8 protein-coding genes are annotated in these 5,529 nt (G+C 60.1%); 5 read left to right on the top strand and 3 right to left on the bottom strand.

Features of this window, described 5'->3' with window-relative positions; all coding sequences use genetic code 11:
* Window positions 1-311 precede the first annotated feature (311 nt).
* On the top strand, window positions 312-587 hold the full coding sequence (locus NW857_RS02425; protein WP_414338064.1) for a DUF1830 domain-containing protein: 276 nt from the start codon (window positions 312-314) through the stop codon (window positions 585-587).
* A 6-nt stretch (window positions 588-593) separates the two neighbouring features.
* On the opposite strand, the gene NW857_RS02420 is transcribed toward NW857_RS02425, so the two are convergent.
* Entirely contained in the window at window positions 594-857 is a 264-nt protein-coding gene (locus NW857_RS02420) for a hypothetical protein (RefSeq protein ID WP_414367868.1), read from the bottom strand.
* A gap of 153 nt (window positions 858-1,010) precedes the next feature.
* Between NW857_RS02420 and NW857_RS02415 the strand changes: the two genes are divergently transcribed.
* A complete protein-coding gene (locus tag NW857_RS02415; protein WP_414334399.1) occupies window positions 1,011-1,619 on the top strand; it encodes a peroxiredoxin in 609 nt (202 codons plus the stop codon).
* Window positions 1,620-1,876: 257 nt separating this feature from the next.
* On the opposite strand, the gene NW857_RS02410 is transcribed toward NW857_RS02415, so the two are convergent.
* Window positions 1,877-2,311, bottom strand: coding sequence for a photosystem I reaction center subunit II PsaD (locus NW857_RS02410; protein ID WP_414334398.1), 435 nt, complete (start codon window positions 2,309-2,311; stop codon window positions 1,877-1,879).
* A gap of 222 nt (window positions 2,312-2,533) precedes the next feature.
* Between NW857_RS02410 and NW857_RS02405 the strand changes: the two genes are divergently transcribed.
* A complete protein-coding gene (locus NW857_RS02405) occupies window positions 2,534-3,418 on the top strand; it encodes an arginase family protein (RefSeq protein ID WP_414367866.1) in 885 nt (294 codons plus the stop codon).
* 76 nt (window positions 3,419-3,494) lie between these two features.
* Here the strand turns inward: NW857_RS02405 and NW857_RS02400 are convergent, their stop codons facing one another.
* A complete protein-coding gene (locus NW857_RS02400) occupies window positions 3,495-3,815 on the bottom strand; it encodes a hypothetical protein (RefSeq protein ID WP_414367864.1) in 321 nt (106 codons plus the stop codon).
* A gap of 510 nt (window positions 3,816-4,325) precedes the next feature.
* Between NW857_RS02400 and NW857_RS02395 the strand changes: the two genes are divergently transcribed.
* Together NW857_RS02395 and NW857_RS02390 are read left to right on the top strand one after the other, a co-directional pair.
* Window positions 4,326-4,826 (top strand): cytochrome c oxidase assembly factor Coa1 family protein, encoded by a 501-nt coding sequence (locus NW857_RS02395; RefSeq protein ID WP_414367862.1) that lies wholly within the window; start codon window positions 4,326-4,328, stop codon window positions 4,824-4,826.
* Window positions 4,827-4,906: 80 nt separating this feature from the next.
* Window positions 4,907-5,529, top strand: a 623-nt coding sequence (locus tag NW857_RS02390; RefSeq protein ID WP_414367861.1) for a GTPase, incomplete at its 3' end; no start/stop codon positions are given.

Raw genomic sequence — 5,529 nt, 5'->3', positions numbered from 1 at the left:
ATGGCAGCCTGCTCCACCACTTCGATGATCTCTAGCCCCAACTTGTTGTCCACGGTGTGCCCCCTTTGTGATGTCGGAACGGTGAAGGCCAACTTAAGGATATCTTCAGACTCTGCTCCTCAGTTTACCAGGGTAGGCTTCTTCTCAGGATCCCGTTCTCTCAACCCCAATAATCTGAGAGAACAAATCCCCCAAAGTCAAGCAGAAAGAGCGATCCCCGTCTTGGCCGTTGGCTATTGTCGGCTGGGGATCAAGGGTGATAGCCTGGCTTAAAGCCAATAAGTTTTTCTTAAGGACATTAAAAAAACGCGATGAGAAGATACGTTTTCGTCAACCGTTCCCGGCAGGTTCAGGTGATCCGAACGATCCCCGGCCACTGGGAGCGTACCCTCTTCCCCGGCCAGTATGCCATTTTCGAGGCGGAGCCCGACGACTACCTAGAAGTGTATAGCTGCTGCTGCTCCACCACCCTTTTGGAAGAGCGCCGCCCCTGCCACTCGCTCTTGGATTCTTCGCTGCCTGAGGCCGATCCCCACTCCTGGCTGCCCCCCCACCTGGGCAGCTTGGCAGATGCAGTGAACGGATAAAGTGAATCAGCTTGGGGATCCCAGATCCTGAGGCCGATTCCCGATTTTGGGCAGCTTGGCAGAAGGGGCATCGGGGGGACGGGTCAGGCAACTGCCCCGTGCGGCGTCGCGAAAGGTGTCGATGCCTTCTATGCAATTGTGATAGCCACAATAGGGGCAATAGAGGCGATCCCCCGGCTGCGGCTCCACGTCAGCCTGGCTCCACCACCGCCGGCAGCGGTCACAGCAAAAGTGGTAGAGAAACTCCAGCGCCACCCTCATGGCAACCATCTCCCTGCCCTGGTAGAGTCCAGCGACGAGAAAGAAGGGGGATACCCTAGATCGCGGCGCTCCAGCTTAGCCGACCAGCAAGACAAAGTCATTATGAGTATGGTATGTTAGGTTTGGTTTACATTTGTACTTTACTGTAAGGAGCGTCGACTAATGTCTCAGGAAGGATGTCTGCGGGTGGGGCAGCCCGCTCCCGATTTTTCGGCCACTGCCGTTTACGACATGGAGTTTAAGACGGTGAGGCTTTCCGACTACCGGGGTAAGAAGTACGTGGTGCTGTTCTTCTACCCCCTGGACTTCACCTTCGTCTGCCCAACGGAGATCACGGCTTTTAGCGATCGCTACGACGAGTTTGCCAAGCTGGACACGGAGATCCTCGGCGTCTCGGTGGATAGCGAGTACTCTCACCTGGCCTGGATTCAGACCGACCGCAAAGCCGGCGGGGTGGGCGAGCTGAGGTATCCGCTGGTCTCCGACCTCAAGAAAGAGATCAGCGCCGCCTACAATGTCCTAGATCCGGCGGCAGGGGTGGCTTTGCGCGGCCTGTTCATTATCGACAAGGAAGGGATCATCCAGCATGCCACCATCAACAACCTGGCCTTTGGCCGCAGCGTGGATGAAACCCTGCGCACCCTGCAGGCCATCCAGTACGTGCAAGCTCACCCCGATGAAGTTTGCCCGGCCAACTGGCAGCCCGGCCAGAGAACGATGAACCCCGACCCGGTGAAATCCAAGGAGTTCTTCGCGGCGGTTGCCAAGTAGGCTTGCCCAGGCCCTGTCAGGGTGCAGGTACAGCTCCAGCTTTGCTGGAGCTTTTTTGGCCAAAGGCAGCCCGACAAAAGATCCGACTCTTCCCAACATGACCTTCCGCCTCCTCTCTCCCTCGGGGAGAGGGGCCGGGGGTGAGGGCTAACAGCGCCGAACCCTTTCAAACCGGTTGCCAGCGGAGACGAATAAATTAAAGATCCCCTGAGCTGGCCAGGGGATCCGACAAGACAGAAAGACAAAGGCCGCCGGAATTAGTCCCAGGGCTTCCCGTCGGTGAATTTGTAGGTAACCGGCTCTTTGTTCTTGCCGATGTTGTGATCCACCTTGCCGACGGGCTGGCGCCCCTCGTTGACCTTCTCGGGAAAGACGCCATCTTTGGGATGCACCAGCTCCGGCTGTCCACCCGCCGGGATGCGGAAGATCTGGTAGTCCTTGATCTTGAACTCCGAGATCAACTGGGCGCCGAGAGCCAAGCACTGCTCCTTGCGGGCGAAGGTGAGATAGTTTTTGCCCTCCACCATCTCGGCAGCGCCGCCGGTGGGCATTTCAAACACCTGCCCCGGCTTGCCCGTCCAGGTGATCACGTATTTTTCTTCGGTTTCGGCTGCGCTCAACAGCCCTCCGGTGGATCCGCCAAACAGAGGCAGCTTCGCCCCCTGACGGGGATCGCCTTCCATCACAGCCATAGCCTACCTTCTCGTTGTTGTTTGCGTTGTCGGGCCGCGCTTGGAGTTGCGGCGCGGAGCACTTTGAATCTACCATCGGCCCAATTTTTGACCCCAGATCTGCCGGCGAACTGTAATTTTTCGTAGCAGATCCAGATCCGACGCCGGCGGATCCCGGCTTACCCTGTGAGCCACTATAGAAGCAGGCCGCAGAGCTCTACCTTTGCAACAGGAACGACGTCCATGGCCCAGTGGTCCCTCCATCCCAGTTCGCAATCCAACGCCAGGGTCATTCTCATCCCCACTGCTTTTGGCCACGATACGCAGGCGCCGCTGGCCATTCTCAACGCTGGCGCCGAACTGTGTGCCTTCGAGCCTAGGTTGGGGATCGATGTGGATAAGCTGGCGGTGGCGCAGTTGCCGGGGCTGGTGGATGAGCCGCCCTACGGCATGTGTGAGGCGGCAGTGACGCAGGCTTGGCGACGACAACAGTGGCCGGTGTTGTTGCCTTCGGTCTTGGCGGCCAGTTGGGGGGCCATTCGTGCCCTTTGGAAGCACCACCCGGCCCTGAGTGTGGTGCATTGCAGTGCCCATGCCAACCTGATGCCTCCCGCAGAGATGACCCAGCCGGAGCAAGATATGGGCTATGGCAACGCCGCTTGGGTGGAGCGGCTCTACCAGCACAAGCTGCCGGTGGTGCATGTAGGGCTGCGCAGCGGCAGTGCCCCCGCCTACGCCTGGCTCAAAAAACACTCCAGCCCGATCTTCTGGGCCCAGGATGGCTGGGATCCGCAGCAGGTGGTGGAGGCTTTGCCGGAGCAGCCGGTGTTTTTGGTGGTGGACTGCAGTGTGCTGGATCCCTCTCTGGCGCCGGCGGTGCATTACCCAGAGCCGGGGGGGCTGGGCTGGTTGCGACTGTTACAAACCTGTGAGGCCATCTTCGCCGCTCGCCCGGTGGTCGGCCTTTCCCTGGGAGGGGTGGCGGTGGGATCGGCGACGCGGCCAACCGCCCGCGTGGTGGCCCGTCTGCTCAATTGGCTGCTGGCCTGCTACGGCCTCTACTCCCTGAAGCTGGATCCCGACCCCGCTATGCTCGAACGGCTGGAAAATAGATCGCGAACCTTTTGAGCCCAGCTTATGAAGTCTTTATCCGCATTCCTCTCGACCCTGACCCTACGGGTACAAGGCGGGGTTCCTGCGGTTTCTAGCTGACCTTGGGGTTAGGCTGAGGCACCAGCTTCGGCCCAGAAGCTTGGGGCTGTGCGTCCTCGGCTCTGTCCGGCACCGGGCGCAGGGGTGGGCCGAAGCGGCCAACGACTATGGTGTTGTGCAAGGCCGGGATCTGGCGGATGGATCCCTGGCGTAGGCAGCGGTGCAGGCGGCGCAGCAGGAAGAGGTCGGCCTCGGAGCACTCCTCTCGGAACAGCCTCACGTTGAGCTCGTGTTCCTGAGCAGCGGTGAGCAGACCGGTGATCATAGCGGTTTGAATGATCTGCTGCACGGTCATGGTTGTCGCTTCATTCATAGATTCATGCTGCTAAATCGAGATTTTTTGCTGCTCTTATTCTCGATAAATCCCTCTGATATTGACTCCGCCAAATAGCGGATTCGAGAATGGGGGCTTTCGAGGTGTTCATTGACTGCTGATTCATAAGGGCTCCGTCCCGCTGATGCGACCAGATCCCATCCGAGGAAAAAGCCTAGAATCTTTGTGGTGCAAGCTTTTCTCGGCTAATCGGGAGCAAAGCCAGCAACTTGATACGTAGGGATCCAACCTTCGCTGCAGTGCGGAATTAGACTCAACAATGGGTTGCTTGAACTTGCCAAAGAGTGGCCGATTCCATGATTTTCCGAGCTGTTGTTTGAAGCTACAAACAGATGTCTGTAGCAATACGGAACTGGGAAGCGTCGCTCGTTACCGACAAATGGCGTAGGCTTGATTGGCCTTTTATCTGGGCTTTGTGGGACAGGAAGGCAACCAGGATGAGCGGCAACTTTGTGTTAGTGTAGGGGCACTCTGCGGTGGCGGTTGGCCATGTCGGAAAGTCCCCAACAAGTTGGCTGTGCTGTCCCGCTGGGCTGCTGCGGCTGTGGTTGTCTGGGTCTGCTGGCGGTGCTGGGCTTGGGGCTGGTGGGGGCAGGGATCCTGGTCTGGAATGGGATCCGCGCTTCGGGAGCCTATCGCACCTACCAGTTGGCGGTGGAGCAGCTCGAACAGAATGCGGTGGTGGTGGAGCAGCTAGGGGATCCCCTGCGTCCGGGCTGGCCCTCGCGGCTGCGCTTTCAGGAGGATGAGCAAGCCGGCTGGGCCTGTCTGTCCTTTTTGATCACAGGCTCCCGGCGCACCGGCGAGGTGGCTGTGGAGTCGGAGCGGGGGGTGGCCGGTAAGGACTCCGTCCCGCTGACGCGAACAGCCTGGCAGTTGCGCCATCTGCAGGTGAAGGTGGATGGGGAGCCGCAGGCCATTCGGGTCATCGAGGGGGGATCCCGGTGTGAAGGGGAAGAGCCGCCCCTACAGCCTGAGGGCGAGATCTAGGTAGCCGGACAGGATCAGCCACGGCTAGAGTCAAAAGGACTCCGTTCCGCTGACGCGAATGGTTGTGGCCCTGGATCCCTATGCGATCGGTTCCCTATCTGCGCTTGCTGCTGCTGTTGGCGCTGCTGGCCTCGTTCACGGGCTTGATTGTCTGGCTGATCCAATCGTTTTTGGATCTGTACTACGCCACCCGCTACCACCCGATTTTGGGGGGGCTGTTGATCGGGGTGCTGGTGTTGCTGCTGCTGGTGTTTTTGGCCGCTTCCATCTACTACTTGTTTCTGTTCCGCCCCGCCCCTAAAACCGAGAGGCTTCCCAGGCCAGCCTCCCCGGAGACCCCTGCCGAGAAGTGGGAGGCAGCCCGGCGCAACCTGGTGCACCTAGAAGCTCAGATGGCGCAGATCCAGGATCAGGTGGCGCGGGCGGCGCTGGCGGAGCGGTCGGCTCGGCTGGCCCAACAGTTGGCCCGGCCCCAACTGAAGGTGGTGGTCTTCGGCACCGGATCGGCGGGCAAAACCTCGCTGGTGAACGCGCTGCTGGGGCGGCGGGTGGGGGCGGTGGGGGCAACGCTGGGCACCACGCAGACGGTGGCGGTTTACGATTGGGACTTGCCCGGGATCCCCCACCCGGTGCAGATCGTGGACTGCCCGGGCATTTTGGAGATCGGGCCGGCAGGGGCGATGCGGGAAGAGGAGGCGCAGGC

The sequence above is a fragment of the Synechococcus sp. H55.9 genome, from assembly GCF_047462355.1.
GTDB lineage: Bacteria > Cyanobacteriota > Cyanobacteriia > Thermostichales > Thermostichaceae > Thermostichus.
This window is presented reverse-complemented; position numbering and strand designations above follow the sequence as displayed.

Excerpts from the sequence above, each read along its gene's own strand:
- NW857_RS02425 (WP_414338064.1), top strand. The coding sequence starts at position 312 with ATGAGAAGATACGTTTTCGTCAACCGTTCCCGGCAGGTTCAGGTGATC.
- NW857_RS02420 (WP_414367868.1), bottom strand. The coding sequence starts at position 857 with ATGGTTGCCATGAGGGTGGCGCTGGAGTTTCTCTACCACTTTTGCTGT.
- NW857_RS02415 (WP_414334399.1), top strand. The coding sequence starts at position 1,011 with ATGTCTCAGGAAGGATGTCTGCGGGTGGGGCAGCCCGCTCCCGATTTT.
- NW857_RS02410 (WP_414334398.1), bottom strand. The coding sequence starts at position 2,311 with ATGGCTGTGATGGAAGGCGATCCCCGTCAGGGGGCGAAGCTGCCTCTG.
- NW857_RS02405 (WP_414367866.1), top strand. The coding sequence starts at position 2,534 with ATGGCCCAGTGGTCCCTCCATCCCAGTTCGCAATCCAACGCCAGGGTC.
- NW857_RS02400 (WP_414367864.1), bottom strand. The coding sequence starts at position 3,815 with ATGAATGAAGCGACAACCATGACCGTGCAGCAGATCATTCAAACCGCT.
- NW857_RS02395 (WP_414367862.1), top strand. The coding sequence starts at position 4,326 with ATGTCGGAAAGTCCCCAACAAGTTGGCTGTGCTGTCCCGCTGGGCTGC.